13 protein-coding genes are annotated in these 16,776 nt (G+C 65.6%); 3 read left to right on the top strand and 10 right to left on the bottom strand.

Annotated features, from left to right (window positions below; all coding sequences use genetic code 11):
* Window positions 1-4: 4 nt before the first annotated feature.
* Genes MSP7336_RS05835 through MSP7336_RS05820 form a run of 4 tightly spaced genes read right to left on the bottom strand, consistent with a single transcriptional unit; the run spans window position 5 to window position 3,080 of the window.
* Entirely contained in the window at window positions 5-712 is a 708-nt protein-coding gene (locus MSP7336_RS05835; RefSeq protein ID WP_113963258.1) for a hypothetical protein, read from the bottom strand.
* A gap of 1 nt (window position 713) precedes the next feature.
* The gene (locus tag MSP7336_RS05830) at window positions 714-1,541 is read right to left on the bottom strand and encodes a type VII secretion target (protein ID WP_113963257.1); all 828 of its coding nucleotides are present in this window, start codon (window positions 1,539-1,541) and stop codon (window positions 714-716) included.
* Window positions 1,542-1,597: 56 nt separating this feature from the next.
* Window positions 1,598-2,602, bottom strand: coding sequence for a PHP domain-containing protein (locus MSP7336_RS05825; protein WP_113963256.1), 1,005 nt, complete (start codon window positions 2,600-2,602; stop codon window positions 1,598-1,600).
* Between the two features lie 19 nt (window positions 2,603-2,621).
* Complete coding sequence (locus MSP7336_RS05820) at window positions 2,622-3,080, bottom strand: hypothetical protein (RefSeq protein ID WP_372507644.1); 459 nt, start codon at window positions 3,078-3,080, stop codon at window positions 2,622-2,624.
* A 44-nt stretch (window positions 3,081-3,124) separates the two neighbouring features.
* On the opposite strand from MSP7336_RS05820, the gene MSP7336_RS05815 reads away from it, so the two are divergent.
* A complete protein-coding gene (locus MSP7336_RS05815) occupies window positions 3,125-3,973 on the top strand; it encodes an LLM class F420-dependent oxidoreductase (RefSeq protein ID WP_113963255.1) in 849 nt (282 codons plus the stop codon).
* 9 nt (window positions 3,974-3,982) lie between these two features.
* Here MSP7336_RS05815 and MSP7336_RS05810 read toward each other — a convergent pair whose 3' ends face one another.
* The 4 genes from MSP7336_RS05810 to gltB all read right to left on the bottom strand — a co-directional run bounded on the left by MSP7336_RS05810 (window position 3,983) and on the right by gltB (window position 12,689).
* Window positions 3,983-4,552: a sensor domain-containing protein gene (locus MSP7336_RS05810; protein ID WP_181786582.1), complete on the bottom strand. Its 570-nt coding sequence runs from the start codon at window positions 4,550-4,552 to the stop codon at window positions 3,983-3,985.
* 184 nt (window positions 4,553-4,736) lie between these two features.
* Entirely contained in the window at window positions 4,737-6,059 is a 1,323-nt protein-coding gene (locus tag MSP7336_RS05805; protein WP_244917417.1) for a bifunctional WXG100 family type VII secretion target/C40 family peptidase, read from the bottom strand.
* Window positions 6,060-6,646: 587 nt separating this feature from the next.
* Window positions 6,647-8,113 (bottom strand): glutamate synthase subunit beta, encoded by a 1,467-nt coding sequence (locus MSP7336_RS05800; protein ID WP_069394012.1) that lies wholly within the window; start codon window positions 8,111-8,113, stop codon window positions 6,647-6,649.
* Entirely contained in the window at window positions 8,106-12,689 is a 4,584-nt protein-coding gene (gene gltB / locus MSP7336_RS05795; RefSeq protein ID WP_113963253.1) for a glutamate synthase large subunit, read from the bottom strand. Before gltB ends, MSP7336_RS05800 begins: the two co-directional genes overlap by 8 nt.
* Before the next feature lie 647 nt (window positions 12,690-13,336).
* On the opposite strand from gltB, the gene MSP7336_RS05790 reads away from it, so the two are divergent.
* Window positions 13,337-14,497, top strand: a complete 1,161-nt coding sequence (locus tag MSP7336_RS05790; RefSeq protein WP_113963252.1) for a MinD/ParA family ATP-binding protein — start codon at window positions 13,337-13,339, stop codon at window positions 14,495-14,497.
* A gap of 5 nt (window positions 14,498-14,502) precedes the next feature.
* On the opposite strand, the gene MSP7336_RS05785 is transcribed toward MSP7336_RS05790, so the two are convergent.
* Window positions 14,503-14,922 (bottom strand): SRPBCC family protein, encoded by a 420-nt coding sequence (locus MSP7336_RS05785; RefSeq protein WP_113963251.1) that lies wholly within the window; start codon window positions 14,920-14,922, stop codon window positions 14,503-14,505.
* 4 nt (window positions 14,923-14,926) lie between these two features.
* Window positions 14,927-15,799: an RNA polymerase sigma factor SigI gene (gene sigI, locus MSP7336_RS05780; protein WP_069394016.1), complete on the bottom strand. Its 873-nt coding sequence runs from the start codon at window positions 15,797-15,799 to the stop codon at window positions 14,927-14,929.
* Window positions 15,800-15,912: 113 nt separating this feature from the next.
* Here sigI and MSP7336_RS05775 point away from each other — a divergent pair, with 113 nt between their 5' ends.
* Entirely contained in the window at window positions 15,913-16,749 is an 837-nt protein-coding gene (locus tag MSP7336_RS05775; RefSeq protein WP_113964785.1) for an NmrA family NAD(P)-binding protein, read from the top strand.
* Window positions 16,750-16,776: the final 27 nt, after the last annotated feature.

Raw genomic sequence — 16,776 nt, 5'->3', positions numbered from 1 at the left:
ACCATCAGCATTCCCACACGGTGCACAGCTGTGGGTTCATCGCGGCGAACACCTCGCGGTCGCTCGGCGCTGACCACGCCACATGCGAGGCGCCCGACGACCACAGGCTCAACTCGCTGACCGAGCTGCCCGGTGACGAGAGATACACGTGCGCGGAGGTCTGCTTGTCGGGGATCTCGATAGTGGCCGCAAGCCGCACACATCTCCCCCGCGCAATATCCTCGCAGCGCGACGCCGGTGACGTGATGGTCACCTGCGCACCGGGAGCTGTTGTGGCGCAGTGGGACAACGCGTTTTCCAGCGCGGTGAACAGCGCGTCGGCGGCTTGTCCCATGGTCCAGGTGTCGCCCGGATAGTGGATGATCTGCTGCTGCAGTGACCAGCCCTGAGCGCCGTTGTCCACCCGCGCCCGCGCGGCGTCATCGCCTTGCCAACGCTCTTGGTCGGCGGGGGCGGTCTGGCAGAGCTGATAGATCCGGGACGTGCCGTCGCTCAACGGTCGGGCCACCGTATCGAGGCTGGGCCAGTGCTGAGTCTCGGCCAGCGGCAGCCGGTTTCGGTCTGCCCAGGCCGCTGCCGGAATCGTGGTTGTCGCCGGGACCACGTCGGCCGTGGACGTCGACACCGCGCCGGGCGCCGACTTGCCCCCGCACCCGACGGCAGCGCTGATGACGCAAGCCAGCACACTCAGCAGTGCACTTGTGCGACGCACGTCAGTAGCCCTGCGGCTTCGAGCCGGGATTGGCCTGCGGGATTTTGGCCGCCAGATCCGAGCCGTCACGGGAAACCCCGTATTGATCCATCACGTAGTTCATCGACGCGGCGACGTTGGCGACGGGATCATAGATGTTGTTCGATGTGCCCGGCTGGTGATATCGCGCGAATGTGCCGGGCACACACTGGACAAGCCCCCGCGAGCAGCCATTCCCGTACCCGTCGGCGACGATGTACGTCGACTTGGGCGGCTTGGAGTTGATGTCCCAGTCGTTCACGGCCGCTGGGTTATACGACGATTCCCGCAGCGCCATCGTCATATAGCCGTCGATCCAGTGTTGGCGGGCCACCGGATCGGTGATGCCGAGTTGATCCAATGCCTGATTGATCGCATCCCGGGCGGCGTCCGGCCCGCTCGGGTAGTTGCCGCGGTCGTAGGTCACCTGGTCGAGCGGGATGGCCTGCGGGCCGGCTCCGACGACGCGCTGCGGGCCCGCGGGGGCCGGCTGGTCGTCTTTGCCTTCCTTGCCGGCGAAGGTGTCCTTGATCTTCTTGCCCTGTTCGGTGTCGGTGCGTTCGTACTTCTCCGCAGCCACTTGAAGATTGGTCGCGAGCTTGGCGAAGTTGGCGCTCACCTGCTTGGCGGCGTCGGCGAGTGCGGTACCGACTTCTGCACCGGCGGCGCCGGTTTGAAAGCCCGGCAGGGCGCCGGCCAGCTCGTTCAGCGACTGCCCCAGACCCATTCCGGATAAATCCGCGCCGACCCGATCGATCGCAGTCCCGGCTGATCTCAGCACCGCCGGATTCACCCGCAAGCTCGCCGTCATGGCGTTAATCGTAAGGCGCTCAGCGGTTCGTCCCGCACACAAAATCACCGCGCGGGTTACGCCGCGCTCCACGCGAGCAACTCGTCGACCGGCCAGGTGTTGACGATGCGGTCGGCCGGGACACCGGCGTCCAGCGCGCGTTGCGCACCGTAGCCCAGAAAATCCAGCTGGCCCGGTGCGTGCGCGTCGGTGTCGATGCTGAACACGCAGCCGATCTCCAACGCCAATGTCAGCAGCCGGCTCGGCGGGTCGCGGCGCTCCGGGCGGGAGTTGATTTCCACCGCGGTGCCGTGATCGCGGCAGGCGGTGAACACCGCCTCGGCGTCGAACTTCGACTCCGCACGTATGCCGCGGTTTCCGGAGACCAATCGGCCGGTGCAGTGGCCCAGCACATCGACGTTGGGGTTGGACACCGCGCGCACCATCCGCCGGGTCATCGACGCCTCGTCCATGGAAAGTTTGGAGTGCACACTGGCTACCACGACGTCGAGGCGTTCCAGCAGCTCCGGATCCTGGTCCAGGCTGCCGTCGTCGAGAATGTCGACTTCGATGCCGGTCAGGACTCGCAGCGGCGCGAAATCCTCGCGCAGCTGGTCGATCACATCGAGCTGCCGGCGCAATCGTTCCGATGACAGCCCGTTGGCGATCGTCAGCCGCGGCGAATGGTCGGTCAACGCACAGTACTCGTGGCCGAGCGTCGCCGCCGTGGCCATCATCTCCTCGATCGGCGCCGAACCATCCGACCAGTTCGAATGCACGTGCAGGTCGCCGCGCAACGCGGACCGGACGTCACCGCCGCCGAAATCTGCTGCCGACGCTTTCAATTCGGCCAAGTAGTCTGGCTCGCGGCCGGACCATGCCTGGTCGATCACTTTCGCGGTCTTCGGGCCGATACCCGGCAGTGATTGCCAACTGTTGGCCTGGCCGTGGCGTTCGCGCTCGGCGTCGTCGAGGGCCTCGACGATGTCGGCGGCGTTTCGGTAGGCCATCACCCGCCGTGGGTCCTCCCGCGCCTGGTCTTTGTAGTAGGCGATCTGTCGCAGCGCGGTTACCGGGTCCATGACTCCAGTGTGCCCTGCGCTATGTCACCAACTGCCCGGCGACGAACCCGGCAAGCAGCACGGCGAAGCCGCCGATCTCGCCGGCGATGAGCCCGGCCATCGACAACCGCAGCCCGGTGGTGGGGTGTTCGAACTGGTTGGTGGTGTCTCGTCGGGCGCCGTGCGCGACATAGCTGGCGATCGCGACCAGGAAGTAGAACACCAGCACACCGGCTGCGACCAGGTTTACCCACGTCGGCCAGGCGCTCAGCTCGACGAAAACGGCGGCCAGCAGCGTGGCGAACGAATACAGCAGCGCGGCGCGATGCGCGATGTCGACATAGACGTGCGCACGGTGGTCGTCGGACACCATGATCTGGCGGTATTTCCAGACACCCAGGATCAGCGCCAGCAGAAAGATCAGACCCGCCGCGAGCAGCGTGAGCTTGGTGTCGATTCCGAGGGCTCCGAGGTCATAGCACATGGTCCGGGCGAGCATAGCCGGGCACCTGCCGGCTTCGTCAGCCGACTACTGTCGACCTAATGCGATTCGCGTTCAAGACATCACCGCAAAACACCACCTGGGCAGAAATGTTGGCTGTCTGGCAGGCGGCCGACGATATCGACGTCTACGAGTCCGGCTGGACTTTCGACCACTTTTACCCGATCTTCAGTGATTCCAGCGGCCCTTGCCTGGAGGGCTGGACCACGCTGACCGCGCTCGCACAGGCCACTACCCGGCTGCGGCTGGGCACACTGGTCACCGGCATTCACTACCGCCATCCCGCCGTGCTGGCCAATATGGCCGCTGCGCTGGACATCATCTCCAACGGCAGGCTGGAGCTGGGTATCGGCGCCGGGTGGAACGAAGAGGAGTCCGGCGCCTACGGCATCGAGCTGGGCAGCATCAAGGAGCGCTTCGACCGCTTCGAGGAGGCCTGTGAGGTGTTGACCAGCCTGCTCAGCCAGCAGACCACCGATTTCGACGGCAAGTACTACCAGCTCAAGGGCGCCCGCAACGAGCCCAAGGGACCACAGCGGCCGCACCCGCCGATCTGCATCGGCGGCAGCGGCGAAAAGCGCACGCTGCGCATCACTGCGCGATATGCACAGCACTGGAACTTCGTCGGCGGCACCCCCGAGGAGTTCGCCCGCAAACGCGACGTCCTGGCCGCGCACTGCGCTGACATCGGGCGTGATCCCCGCGAGATCACGCTGTCGGCTCATCTTGGCCTGGGCGCGGATCGCAACTACCAGAAGGTCATTGATGACGCAGCCGCGCTGGCCGCCGAAGGGCTGCAGCTCGGGATCGTCTACATCACCCCGCCGCACGACCCGGCGGTGCTGGAGCCGATGGCCGAGGCGATCCGGGAGTCGGGATTGCTCGGCTGACCCCGACGCTCAACCACCCACGCGACTGGTGAGCTGATCGGCAATCGCGGCGACGACCGCGGCCGGTTCAGTCGCCGACACGGCGATGATCGACGAGCCGACCAGTCGATATTCGGTGTTGGTGACATGCTGTAGTTGGCGGCTGGCGCCGGCGGCTTGTTGCTCGAACCGCACCGCGTTCGGCGTGATCTGACCGACCTTCAGCGTCAGTCCGGCAGTCCGATTGGCGCCCACCGCATCAGCGCAGGCCGGAACGTCCTTCGCCAACTGCGCAAACCGGGTGCGGGCCTGTTCCGCGCTGGCGTATTGGGCCACCAGCTGATTGACGAAGGTGTTCTGCTGACCGGTCGCGGTCCACTTGGCGTAGCTGCTCACCGGCGGCTCCCCGGACCCGAAGTACAGCGGCAGCACTTGGTCGCACGGCACCACCAGGCCCTCGTAGGGGTTGTCCGGTTTGTGTGCAATAGGTTCGGGGCCAAAGAATTTGGCGGTGCCGGGGTTGTCCTTGGCGACGATCGCGTTGACCTGATCCACCGCCACAAACATGTCCTCGGGCTCGCCGGCGGGGCTCTCAGACACCGCGGGGCTAGGCGAAATCGACTGTGGCTGCGGACTTTGCGACACCGGCTTGGACGATGACTGCGGACCACACGCCGACAAGGCGCACACCGCCATCCAAACCGTGACCGTAGTTGCTGCTCTGATGGTTACCACGACGCTCCTCGTGAATTAGGTTGGCAGGACTGTTCTTTCACGGTGCCCTCTACTGTGGCCGCACCACGCGGATGTTGCCGCCGCTCATCGAAGTCGTCACCGGTTGCGAATGTACCGGCGTGCCTGAAGTGTTCGTCTCGACGGTGACCCCGCTGCCCAGATAGATCGCGACGTGCTGACCGCCTGGGATTCCGCTGCTGCCGTCGTAGTAGATGATGTCGCCGGGCTGCAGGTTGGAGGTGTCCAGGTTCGTGCCGGTGAACACCTCGGTCCCGTTGCCGCTCGCGAGCATGTTCTGGTACTGAGTGCCGCTGAAGTGGTCGGGGTCATACCCGGTGGCCTGGTAGATGGAGTACTCGGTCAGCCCACTGCAGTCGAAGCCGCGATGTTCATAGTCGTGCCGCTGGTCGGCGAGCCCGCCGCCGTCATGCAGGCCGGATTGGGTGGTGCCGTCTTTGCTTCCGCCGCCCCACACATACCGAGTGCCCTGTTGGTTTTGTGCGGCGCCGACGATCTTCAATCCCTTGTCCTGCACCGCTTCTGGCAGCGGGTAGGCCGCCGGCGGCTGACCGTAGGGCCGCTGCGTTCCGTCGGCGTTCTTGCCACTCAGATAGTCCTTCCAATTCTGGTCGCGCTGTGGACCCGGCGGCATCGGCGGGTAGCCGGGCGGATTGATCGCAGGCTGCGCGTCGCTCTTCCAGCCGGGCTCGCTGGGGTAGTCGGCGGGGTCGCCCGGCGCGTGCGGGACCCGGTAGCCCGGATCACCGGGTTTCTGGTCGGGCCCGGGCACCGGGCTGTCGGTGTTGTTGCCGCCGGGCGCGTTGGGATCCTCGCCCTCGAATTTGTCGGTGGGCAGGTCCTTGATCGCCTCCCGCAGGCGCTGGGCAAGTTGGTGGTCCTGGCTTTCGAAGTTGGCGAGTTGCTTTTTCATCTCGACCGAATTGGCCGCGGCCAACCGTTGTACTTCGATCGCGGTAACCGGGCTGATCTGCGACAGCTGCTCCAACCGGCTGCCCGGCCGCACCGACACCGTGCCTTCCGGCGCGACCTGCCAGCCCTGCTGTCCGAGCTGCTCGACGCCCTGCAAAATGCCGTTGCGGGCCGCCGACAGCTGCGCGCCGCCCTCGGACAGCACCGACTGCACCCGCCCTACTGCGTCGGTGAGCTGCTGCTGTTGCGCCAGTGTGCGCCCGGCATTGCCGATCGCGGCCCGCGAGGCTTGTCCTTCCCAGCCGGCGTCGAGCTGGCTGACCGCCTGGCGACCGGTGTTTTGATGCTGCTGCATTGTCCCGGCATCGGTGCCCAGCTGCTCGGCGGTGCGGGTCAACGCGTCGAAATTCGACCCCTCAACATCACCGATAGTGAGTGGCACGATCCATTCCCCGTATCAGGTCCGACGGCATTGCGGCGCAGCAGGTTTGAGTCGAAGATCAGAGTCCTCCAAATTGACCGCATGCCCGCTGAATTGATTCGCGTTGACCCGCAAAATGGGCACGATAAAAATCGTAGCGGCCAGTCAGGCACTGCTATGCATGATTTTGGGCTGAGTTCCGCACCTGCGATGCAGGTAGCCGGGGCCGTCGGGGCAGGGTCGCGCGGCTAACTCGCGTCGATAACGTGTGGATCACGGCGAGCAAACCCGCGCGGTTGGCGGCAGCGCAGGCCGCCAACCGGTCAGACGCCGAGGCGCAGTAGATCTTCTTCGGTCACCAAGCGTTCCTGCCTGGCAGGAAACTCACGGCTCCTTACCGGGTGCCGGAGCCATGACCAGGCGATTCTCCCCACCCGTGACCGGGGTATCGGGTTGATATGCACAGTGATCACTCCTGCGGTCGCTCAACTCAACCCAGGCCCCGCGTTGTGCAGTGCCCGCAACGGGTTATTACACACCTACTATCTGGCAAACAGGATAAGACGCGCCGGAAACTTTATCAAATGTTTCGGATGATGCAGAAGTGACTAACGTTGCGGGGCGGTTGTCGGCTTAATAGGTGCCGGCAGCGCGCTACGCCCCATGAGGTAGCGGTCCACGCCTGCGGCGGCCGCACGGCCTTCGGCGATCGCCCACACGATCAACGACTGGCCGCGCCCCATGTCGCCGGCAACGTAGACACCCGGCACCGATGTCTCGAAGTCGTCGCCGCGGGCCACGTTTCCGCGTTCGGTCAACTCGACGCCCAGGTCGGCCAGCAACTCGGACCGCTCCGGGCCGACGAAACCCATGGCCAGCAAAACCAAGTCCGCCTCGATTTCGAAGTCGCTGCCCTCGGTCCTGACGAACTTCCCGTCGACCATGGTCACCTCGTGCACCTTCAGCGCGGTGACATGCCCGTCGCGGCCAATGAACTCCTCGGTGTTCACCGAGAACATCCGCTCGCCGCCTTCCTCGTGCGCGGCGGACACCCGGAACATCAGCTCATACATCGGCCACGGAGTGGACTCGGCGCGGGTGTCCGGCGGCCGCGGCATGATCTCGAACTGGTGCACGCTGAGCGCACCTTGGCGGTGCACGGTGCCCAGGCAGTCGGCGCCTGTGTCGCCGCCGCCGATGATGATGACCCTTTTGCCCTTGGCGGTGATCGGCGGCTCACCGTCCGGGCCCACGATGTCGTCGCCTTCCTGCACCCGGTTGGCCAGCGGCAGAAATTCCATCGCCTGGTGGATGCCGTCGAGTTCGCGGCCCGGGATGGGCAGGTCGCGCCAGGCCGTCGCACCACCGGCGAGCACCACCGCGTCGAAGTCGGCGCGCAACTGGTCCGCGGTGATGTCGACGCCGACGTTCACGTTCGTCCGGAATTCGGTGCCTTCGGCCTTCATCTGGTCCAGTCGCCGATTCAGGTGGCGCTTTTCCATCTTGAACTCGGGGATGCCGTACCGCAGCAGCCCGCCGATCCGGTCGGCACGCTCGAAGACCGTCACGCGGTGCCCGGACCGGGTGAGTTGCTGTGCCGCAGCCAAACCGGCCGGGCCGGAGCCCACCACTGCGACCGTCTTACCGGTCAGCCGTTCCGGCGGCAACGGCACCACCCAGCCTTCGTCGAAGGCCTTGTCGATGATCTCGAGTTCGATTTGCTTGATCGTCACCGGATCCTGGTTGATGCCCAGCACGCATGAGGATTCGCACGGCGCCGGGCACAGCCGGCCGGTGAAGTCCGGGAAGTTGTTGGTGGCGTGCAGCCGTTCGATCGCCTCGCGCCACCGGCCGAGACGAACCAGATTGTTCCATTCCGGGATCAGGTTGCCCAACGGACAGCCGTTGTGGCAGAACGGGATTCCGCAGTCCATGCAGCGGGTCGCCTGCTCCCGCAGCGTCTCGTGTGAGAAGTCTTCGTAGACCTCCTTCCAGTCGCGCAGGCGCAACTCCACCGGCCGACGCTTCGGGGTCACCCGGCGGGTGTACTTCAAAAAGCCCTTGGGGTCAGCCATGCGCCGCTGCCATCACTGCCTCATCGACGTCGGTGCCGTTGCGTTCGGCCTCGGCGATCGCCGACAGCACCTGCTTGTAGTCGCGTGGCATCACCTTGACGAAGAAACGCTGCTCGGTTTCCCAGTCGGCCAGGATGCGTCGGCCGATCACGGAATCAGTGTGATCCACGTGCGCCTCAATCATGCCGCGCAGCCACTGCAGATCGTCGTCGTCGAACTCGTCGAGGTCCACCATCTCGGCGTTGAGGTTGGTGGGCAGTTCACCCGCGGGGTCGTACACGTAAGCCACGCCGCCGGACATTCCGGCTGCGAAGTTTCGTCCGGTGCGGCCCAGGATGACCACCTTGCCTCCGGTCATGTATTCGCAACCGTGGTCGCCGACGCCCTCGACGACTGCATGCGCGCCGGAGTTGCGCACCGCGAAACGTTCGCCGACGACTCCGCGCAGGAACGCCTCGCCGCTGGTGGCCCCGAACAGGATCACGTTGCCGCCGATGATGTTGTCCTCGGCGACGTAGTCCTCGGGAGCCTTCTCGGATGGGCGCACCACGATCCGGCCGCCGGACAGGCCCTTTCCGACGTAGTCGTTGGCGTCGCCAAAGACCCGCAGGGTGATGCCGCGGGGCACAAAGGCGCCGAAGCTGTTACCCGCTGACCCCTCGAACGTGATGTCGATGGTCCCGTCGGGTAGACCTTGCCCGCCATAGGCTTTGGTCACCTCGTGACCGAGCATGGTTCCGACGGTGCGGTTGACGTTGCTGATCGTGGTGGAGAATCGGACCGGCGTCCCGGAATCCAGCGCCTCGCGGCTCATCACGATCAACTGCTGATCCAGCGCCTTGTCCAGACCGTGGTCCTGGCTGGAGCTGCAGTACAGATCCTGGTTCATGAACGCCGACTCCGGCTCGTGCAGCACCGGCGTCAGGTCGAGCTTGTGCGCCTTGAAGTGGGCGCGCGCCAACGTGGTGTCGAGCATCCCGACTTGGCCGACGGCCTCGTTGAGAGTGCGGAATCCGAGCTGCGCCATGTATTCTCGCACCTCTTCGGCGATGAACAAGAAGAAGTTCTCGACGAACTCGGGCTTACCGGTGAACCGTTGACGCAGTACCGGGTTCTGGGTGGCCACCCCGACCGGGCAGGTATCGAGGTGGCAGACCCGCATCATGATGCAGCCGGACACCACCAGCGGGGCGGTGGCGAAGCCGAATTCCTCGGCGCCGAGCAACGCGGCGATCATCACGTCGCGGCCAGTCTTGAGCTGACCGTCGACCTGGACGACGATCCGGTCCCGTAACCCGTTGAGCAGCAACGTCTGCTGGGTTTCGGCCAGCCCAAGCTCCCATGGCGCACCGGCATGCTTCATCGAGGTCAGCGGCGTTGCGCCGGTGCCGCCGTCGTGCCCGGAGATCAGCACCACGTCGGCGTGCGCCTTCGACACGCCGGCGGCAACGGTGCCGACCCCGTTCTCGGCAACCAGCTTCACGTGAATCCGTGCCGCCGGGTTGGCGTTCTTCAGGTCGTGGATCAGTTGCGCCAGATCCTCGATGGAGTAGATGTCGTGGTGCGGCGGCGGTGAGATCAGACCGACCCCGGGAGTGGAGTGCCGTACCTCGGCAATCCACGGGTACACCTTGCCGCCCGGAAGCTGGCCGCCCTCACCGGGCTTGGCGCCCTGCGCCATTTTGATCTGAATGTCGGTGCAGTTTGTCAGGTAGTGCGACGTGACGCCGAACCGACCCGAGGCGACCTGCTTGATGGCACTGCGGCGCCAGTCGCCGTTGGGGTCGTGCTCGTAGCGGCTGAAGTGCTCGCCGCCCTCACCGCAGTTAGACCGTCCGCCCAGGCGGTTCATCGCGATCGCCAGTGTCTCGTGCGCCTCGGCGGAGATCGATCCGTAGCTCATCGCGCCGGTCGCGAAGCGTTTGACGATCTCGGTGGCCGGCTCCACCTCTTCGATCGGCACGGGCGGGCGCACGCCCTGGCGGAACTTCAGCAGCCCGCGCAGCGACGCCATCCGCTCACTTTGGTCGTCGACCAGCCGGGTGTACTCCTTGAAGATCTTGTACTGTCCGGTGCGGGTGGAATGCTGCAGCTTGAACACGGTGTCCGGGTTGAACAAGTGGTACTCGCCCTCACGGCGCCACTGATATTCCCCGCCCACTTCAAGTTCGCGGTGCGCGCGCTGGTTGGGCCGGTCCAGGAAGGCCATGGCGTGTCGGGCCGCCACGTCGGCGGCGATGTCGTCGAGCGTGATACCCCCAGTGGGGCAGGTCAATCCGGTGAAGTACTCGTCGAGGATCTCCTCGGAGATGCCGACGGCCTGGAACAGCTGGGCACCGGTGTAGGAAGCCAGCGTCGAGATGCCCATCTTGGACATCACTTTCAGCACACCCTTGCCGGCGGCCTTGATGTAGTTCTGCAGCGCCTTCTCGCGGTCGATCCCGGTGATGACCCCACGGTCGAGCATGTCCGCGATCGATTCGAACGCCATGTAGGGATTGATGGCTGCCGCCCCGAAACCACACAGCATGGCCATGTGGTGCACCTCGCGGGCATCGCCGGCCTCGACCACCAGCCCGACCTTGGTCCGGCTACGTTCGCGCACCAAGTGATGGTGAACAGCCGAGACGGCCAGCAACGACGGGATCGGGGCCATCTTCTCGTCGGACTCCCGGTCGCTCAAGATGATGATCCGCGCACCGTCGGCGATCGCGGCCGAGGTCTGTGCGCGCACGTCTTCCAGTGCGGCCTTCAGACCGGAACCGCCCTCGGCGACCGGGTACAGGCAGCGAATCACCTTGGACCGCAAGCCGTGCCGACGCCCGTTGACCTCGATGTCGGGATCGAGGTTGATCAGCTTGGCCAGCTCGTGGTTGCGCAGGATCGGCTGCGGCAACACGATCTGGTGGCAGGAGTTCTCGTCCGGGTTGAGCAGGTCACCCTCCGGCCCGAGGGTGTGCTGCAAGCTGGTGACCACCTCTTCGCGGATGGCGTCCAGCGGCGGGTTGGTCACCTGGGCGAAGAGTTGGTGGAAGTAGTCGAACAGCATCCGGGGCCGCGTCGACAACACCGCGACGGGCGTGTCGGTGCCCATTGACCCGATCGGCTCGACGCCGTTTTGCGCCATCGGCGCCACCAGCAGGTTGAGTTCCTCGTAGGTGTAGCCGAAGACCAGCTGCCGCAACACCACTCGGTGGTGTGGCATCCGCACGTAGTTGCCCTGCGGCAGTTCGTCGAGCGGGATCAGACCCTTGTCGAGCCACTCCTGGTAGGGGTGCTCGGCGGCCAGCTCGGCCTTGATCTCCTCGTCGGCGACGATGCGGCCTTGCGCGGTGTCAACCAAAAACATCCGGCCCGGCTGCAGTCGCATCCGGCGCACTACCTTCGACGGGTCGAGGTCGAGCACGCCGGCCTCCGACGCCATCACCACCAGGCCGTCGTCGGTGACCCAAATCCGCGATGGCCGTAGGCCGTTGCGGTCCAGCACCGCGCCGACGACGGTGCCGTCGGTGAACGTCATGGACGCCGGGCCGTCCCACGGCTCCATCAGCGACGCGTGGTATTGGTAAAACGCGCGGCGCGCCGGGTCCATCGACTCGTGGCGTTCCCAGGCCTCCGGGATCATCATCAGCACCGCATGCGCCAGGCTGCGACCACCCAGATGAAGGAACTCCAGCACCTCGTCGAAGCGAGCGGTGTCAGAACCGCCTCTGGTGCAGATAGGGAACAGCTTCTCCACGTCGTCGTACGACCCGAAGATGTCGGTCTTGATCAGCGCCTCGCGGGCCCGCATCCAGTTCTCGTTACCGGTGACGGTGTTGATCTCGCCGTTGTGGGCGATTCGCCGGTACGGATGCGCCAGCGGCCAGGACGGAAATGTGTTCGTCGAGAACCGCGAGTGCACGATGCCCAGCGCACTGGCCAGCCGGTCGTCCTGGAGGTCCAGGTAGAACGCCTTGAGCTGGGGCGTGGTCAGCATGCCCTTGTAGACAAAGGTCTGACCGGAAAGGCTTGGGAAATAGACGGTTTCGCGACCGGGACCATCCTGCCCCGGCCCTTTGGTGCCAAGCTCGTGTTCGGCGCGCTTGCGGATCACGTAGGCGCGCCGCTCCAGCTGCATACCCGAAGCGCCGGCGATGAACAGCTGCCGGAAGGTGGGCATGGCGTCACGCGACAATGCGCCCAGTGATGAGTCGTCCGTGGGTACTTCGCGCCAGCCCAGCACCTGCAGGCCCTCGGACGTGACGATCTTTTCCACGGCGGCGCACGCCGCGGCGGCGTCTTTGGACGATTGCGGCAAAAATGCGATGCCGGTGGCGTACTCCCCGGCGGGCGGCAATTCGAAGTCGACAACCGACCGCAGGAAGTGGTCGGGAACCTGAATCAGGATGCCCGCGCCGTCACCGCTGTGCGGCTCAGCGCCGGCGGCACCACGATGCTCGAGGTTGAGCAACGCGGTGATCGCTTTGTCGACAATGTCGCGGCTGCGGCGGCCGTGCATGTCGACGACCATGGCGACCCCGCACGAGTCATGCTCGAACGCGGGGTTGTAAAGCCCCTCGCGGTTGGGCGCCATTCCTGACCTGACCTTCCAGAAGTCTCTGCGCGGCAATCATGTGCGGCTCCGTCGGCGCCACGCTCCAAGGATGCGGGTCCTTCGGTCTTGTCGACAAGCTGTTCGCCAAGTGGCGATGATCCGATTAGAGGATGTGTCCGTGCAGCGCTGAACGGTGGCCTTGGTGCCCAGTCTCGACAAGCCGTAAAACGATATGACAAAAACCGCCTGACATGCCAACTTCGTCAATAGTAACCCGCCAAATGGCCCAGGCCGCGGCCCGCGGGCCCGATGCCGGGCAGCTTTGCCCGTTCTGGTTGCGCGGGAGTGTATCTGCGCGTGGTGACCTTGATTTTTCGGTCGTCGATGATAACGGCCGTCGACAGGCGATTTGCTGTGTCTGTCGTTGGACGCGCAGCGACCTCTGCCGGCCGCCACGAGGCGGGGTGTGCCCGGTGATGAAGGTCACCATAAGTCATGGCAGGGCTATTGCCGGGACCATTGCCGAAGCCTCAAATGACTTCGACTGCCGGTCGGGTGCCGTCCGGGTCAGGGCAGGGTCGAGTTTGCACAGCCGGGGTCGCCGGTGGCTCCTACTTGTCAAGTGTGTTGGTGACCGATACTGATTCCATGCCGACATTTTTCGGCCGGATATGAGCTGAGGAGCCATGAGCGAGCGTGACGACTTCCTGCGGGACCGCCTGCGCCATGCACCACCTGTTGCACCCGGCGCGCACCCGCAATCCGGACAGCCTCACCCGTCGCATCCGCCTCAGCAACATCAGCCTCAACAGCTTCAGCCGGTCCGGCAGCACACCCCGCCCGCGCCGTCGCCGCTACGCCCCCCACCGCGGCCTCCTGGCATGCCGCAGCGGGATCGCTGGTCGGACATCGACATCGCGTCGATATCGGCGCCGCGCGGACGCCCGGTCCCCGGCCGCGGGTGGCGACAACTGGTGTACAAGGCGACCTTCGGTCTGGTGAATCCGGGCCCGTCCGCAAGCGAACGCAGGGAAGCCGAATTCGAGAGCATCATCAGGTCCACCCTGCACGGCAACTACAAAGTCGGGGTGCTCGGCAAGGGCGGTGTCGGCAAGACCACCGTCGCCGCATGTGTCGGCTCGATCTTCGCCGAGCTGCGCCGCCAGGACCGGGTGGTGGCCATCGACGCCGATACCGCGTTCGGCCGGCTGGGCAGCAGGATCGATCCGCGAACCAGCGGTTCGTATTGGGAGCTGACCGCGGACAAGAACATCCAATCGTTCGCCGACGTCAGTGCACGTGTGGGCAGCAATTCCGCCGGCTTGTATGTCCTGGCCGGAGAACCGCCGGCCGGACCGCGCCGAGTGCTGGATCCGGCTATCTACCGGGAAGCGACGTTGCGGCTGGACCGGCATTTCACCATTTCGATCATCGACTGTGGTTCGACGATGGACGCCCCGGTCACCCAGGAGGCGCTGAGCGACCTGGACGCGCTGATCGTGGTGTCGTCGCCGTGGGCCGATGGAGCCTCGGCAGCCGCGCAAACCATGGAGTGGTTGTCGGCGCACGGGCGCAGCGATCTGCTGCGCCGCAGCATCCTGGTGCTCAACGACTCCGACGGCCATGCCGACAAGCGCACACGGTCCGTGCTGGCGCACCAATTCCTCGACCGCGGGCAACTGGTGGTCGAAGTGCCATTCGACCCGCACCTACGGCCCGGCGGTGTCATCGACGTCAGCCGGGAAATGACGCCCGCCGCCCGGCGCAAGTTTTTGGAGATCGCCGCCGCGGTCGCCGGGTTCTTCGCGTCACAGCCCGACAGCGTGCGTGAGCGCCGCGCCCGCTAGGACCGTCAGCCGGCCTCGGCGGTCCGCTTGAGCCCGGCGCTTTCCATGTCGACATAGGAGCGGACCCGCGATCCTCCGATCAGACGGGCCAGCCACGCCATCGGACCCGACGCGGCGAACTCCAGCCGGGTGCGCACCTGTCCGCCGGTGTCCTCGATCAAGTGCACGGCTTCGAAGGACAGGCCGGGCCGGCGGGCCACCCAGGTGAAGTTACGCAGCGGCTCGAGTTCGGTGACCGTCCACACCGTCGGAGGTCCGATCGGCTGCGTCACCCGGGCCTGGCTGCCCACCGCCAGCGGGCCATCGTCGAGGCGCTTGATTTCGCGCATCGACTCCGTCCAGTCGGGCCAGCGTTCCACGTCGGCCAGCAGCTGCCACACCCGCTCGGCGGGGGCGTTCACCGTTTCTTCGCGTACATATCGCATCCGCTCAGAATGCCCGAGCGCGCGCCACCGGGTCCGCGGTGGCCTCGATCTTGGTGATCAGACCGGCACCGATGCTCAGCACGATGACGGCGAACAGCTGCCGCTTGGCGAAAGCCAGCACCACCGGTTGTCCGGCCGGCCCGCTCACCAATGTCACGCCCGGGCCCAGATAGCGCAGCAGGTTCGTGGCGACGTCGCGTGGGCCGTGGTTGACCTGCGGCGGCGGGGCGGGGTCGACGAGTTGCGTCCCAATCCCCCAAACGGTGGGATCCAGTACCGCGGCCAGCCCCTGCAAATCGCCGTTGGCGCAAGCGGTGATGAACTTCTCGGTGACGAGCTGATGCTCCGCGGAGGGCACCTCGTTCAGCTTCGGACGCCCGGCACTGAATTTCGCCCGCGCACGTCGGGCCAGCTGCCGGCAGGTGCCGACCGGACGGCCCACGGTTTCGGCGATGGCGTCGAACGGAACCCCGAACACGTCGTGCAACACGAATGACACCCGCTCCCCGGGACTGAGTCGGCGCAGGATTTCCAGTAGCGCCGTGCGGATCTCGTCGTCGAGCGTCACTCGATCGGCCGGGTCGGGACGCCGGGATTGGTTGACGGCGGCCGCGTCCGGGCCAAGGTCTTCGGGACGCTCATGACGGGCCCGCGCTGAACGTACCTGGTCTAAACACAGCCGGCCGGCTACCACGGTCAGCCAGCCGCGGACGTCGTCGATCTCGTTGATGTCGGCGCGGGAAAGTCGCAGAAACGCTTCTTGCGCAACGTCTTCGGCATCACCAACGTCTCCCAGCATCTGGTAAGCGAGATTGACCAGATACGGGCGATGCCGCCGCCAGGCCTCGGTGACCTGATCTGACTGGGGTTCGGTCATATATCGACGACGATTTGGCGGCCGGAAAAGTTACGCATTTCGGTTGTAACTTTCCCACGCTGCGCCTCGTCCTTGGTGAAAAGCACGTCAACAAACGCATGAAGGAACGCACCATGACGATCGTTGTCACCGGAGCCACCGGCAATGTCGGACGGCCCCTTGTCGATGCATTAGCCGCAGCCGGCTGCCGGGTACGGGCGGTCACCCGCGCGCCGGCCAACACCGCGTTCCCCGCCGGTGTCGAGGCGGTCGACTCGGCCGTCGACGCGCTCGAAGGCGCCTCGGCGGTATTTCTGAACTCCCGGGCGCTCGGTAATCAACTCACCCAAGTGGTCAACCGGGCGCAGCGCTGCGGCGTCAGCAAGCTGGTGGCGTTGTCCGCGCTCAACGCCGACGACGACTTCGCGCGCCAACCATCGCGGTTTCGGGGGGACCGCAACAAAGAAGTCGAACAAACCGCGATCGACTCCGGCCTGCCCTGGGTGAGCCTGCGGCCAGGGGTATTCGCGTCGAATTTCATCGGCATGTGGGCCCCGCAGATTCGTGCCGGTGATGTGGTCGGCGGTCCGAGCGCGGTGGCGTCGACCGCCCCAATCGTCGACAGCGACATCGCGGCCGTTGCGGCGCGGGCCTTGCTAACCGACGAGCTCGACGACCGCAAGATTATGCTCACTGGCCCGCAGGCGTTCACCAATTCCGAGCTGGTGGCAATCATCGGCACAGTTTTGGACCGCCCGCTGGCTTACCGTGAGATGCCAACGGACCTGGTGCGCCAGCAGTTCATCCGTATCGGTTTGGGCACCGGATTCGCTGACGCCTACATCGCCTTTCTCGCTGAAACGATCGACAAACCGGCGCTTGTCACCAACGAAGTCGAGAAGATCCTCGGGCGCCCTGCGGTCACATTCGCACAGTGGGTTGCCGCGCATCGCGACGCGTTCACGACGTAACCCCGCAAGCAAGTCGCCGCGAAACGA

Source organism: Mycobacterium shimoidei, from assembly GCF_900417275.1.
In the GTDB taxonomy this organism is placed as follows: Bacteria; Actinomycetota; Actinomycetes; order Mycobacteriales; family Mycobacteriaceae; genus Mycobacterium; species Mycobacterium shimoidei.
The sequence above is the reverse complement of the archived record's forward strand: the minus strand, read 5'-3'. Positions and strand labels throughout refer to the sequence as shown.